This is a genomic window from Psychrobacter sp. AOP31-B2-9, assembly GCF_052378005.1.
Taxonomy (GTDB): domain Bacteria; phylum Pseudomonadota; class Gammaproteobacteria; order Pseudomonadales; family Moraxellaceae; genus Psychrobacter.
This window is the reverse complement of sequence record NZ_JBQSXG010000296.1, coordinates 1-950: the sequence shown is the minus strand read 5'-3', so window position 1 is coordinate 950 and position 950 is coordinate 1. Positions and strand designations below refer to the sequence as shown.

At 42.0% G+C, this 950-nt stretch carries 2 protein-coding genes; both read left to right on the top strand.

The window, feature by feature from the left end:
• Nucleotides 1-46 precede the first annotated feature (46 nt).
• Entirely contained in the window at nucleotides 47-565 is a 519-nt protein-coding gene (locus ACT3SX_RS15295) for a helix-turn-helix domain-containing protein (protein ID WP_192520990.1), read from the top strand.
• A 41-nt stretch (nucleotides 566-606) separates the two neighbouring features.
• Nucleotides 607-950: IS3 family transposase (locus ACT3SX_RS15290; RefSeq protein WP_444761847.1), on the top strand; the 344-nt coding region annotated here is incomplete at its 3' end.

Genomic DNA, 950 nt, shown 5'->3' with positions numbered 1-950 from the left:
TTGAACCGACCCCCATAAGTTGGACACAACTTATGGGGGTATTTTTATGCGTTACGATCTAGACTTTAAGATGCAAGTCATCGCATACTATGAGCAAGGACATACCGGACTTGCCACAAGTGAGAAGTTTAAAATAGATCCAAAACTTGTACGTACATGGGTCAAGCAATATCAAAGCGGTGGTATAGAGGCTATCAAGCCAAAGACAAATAAGGCCAAATACAGCAGTGAATTTAAATACAAAGTGATAACCACCATGCTTAAGGAAGGATTAAGTCAATCCGAGGTCGCTTTAACATTTAACATCAGCTCACCGGCATTAATCAGTCATTGGCACAAAGCTTATAGGCTCCACGGTATGTCTGGACTAATATCCAAACCTAAAGGTAGAGTCGTCATGAGTAAGCCATATATCACAGACAAACCAGATGATGAAAAGAGCTTAGCAGAACTAAAGCGTGAGAATGAATACCTACGTGCAGAGGTTGCCTATCTAAAAAAGCTCGATGCCTTGCTCAAAGCGGAGGAACAAGCAGGCAAAAAGCAAGGCTCATCGAAGCACTGAGACAAGACCACCCTTTATCTGCTTTGCTAAACATCGCTAAGATGGCTAAAAGTGTCTTTTACTACCATAGGTGCCAGTTTGACGTCAAAGACAAATATGCAGACTTAAAACAGCGTATTACTGAGCTGTACCATCAGCACAAAGGCAGGTACGGCTATCGTAGAATAACGGCCATGCTAAAGCAGCTAGGTTATTATCACAACCACAAACTAGTTGCCAAGCTTATGCGTCATCTAAACTTAAGTGCACGGATTCGAAGGCAAAGGTACCGTTCTTATAAAGGCGTACAAGGCAAGATTGCAAAGAACCACTTAAAGCGTCAGTTTAATGCAGATAAACCAAACATACGCTGGCTGACTGATATTACTGAGTTTAAGGTGGGTGA

What these genes read in the sequence shown, in the direction of transcription:
- ACT3SX_RS15295 (WP_192520990.1), top strand. Translation starts at nt 47, where the DNA reads ATGCGTTACGATCTAGACTTTAAGATGCAAGTCATCGCATACTATGAG.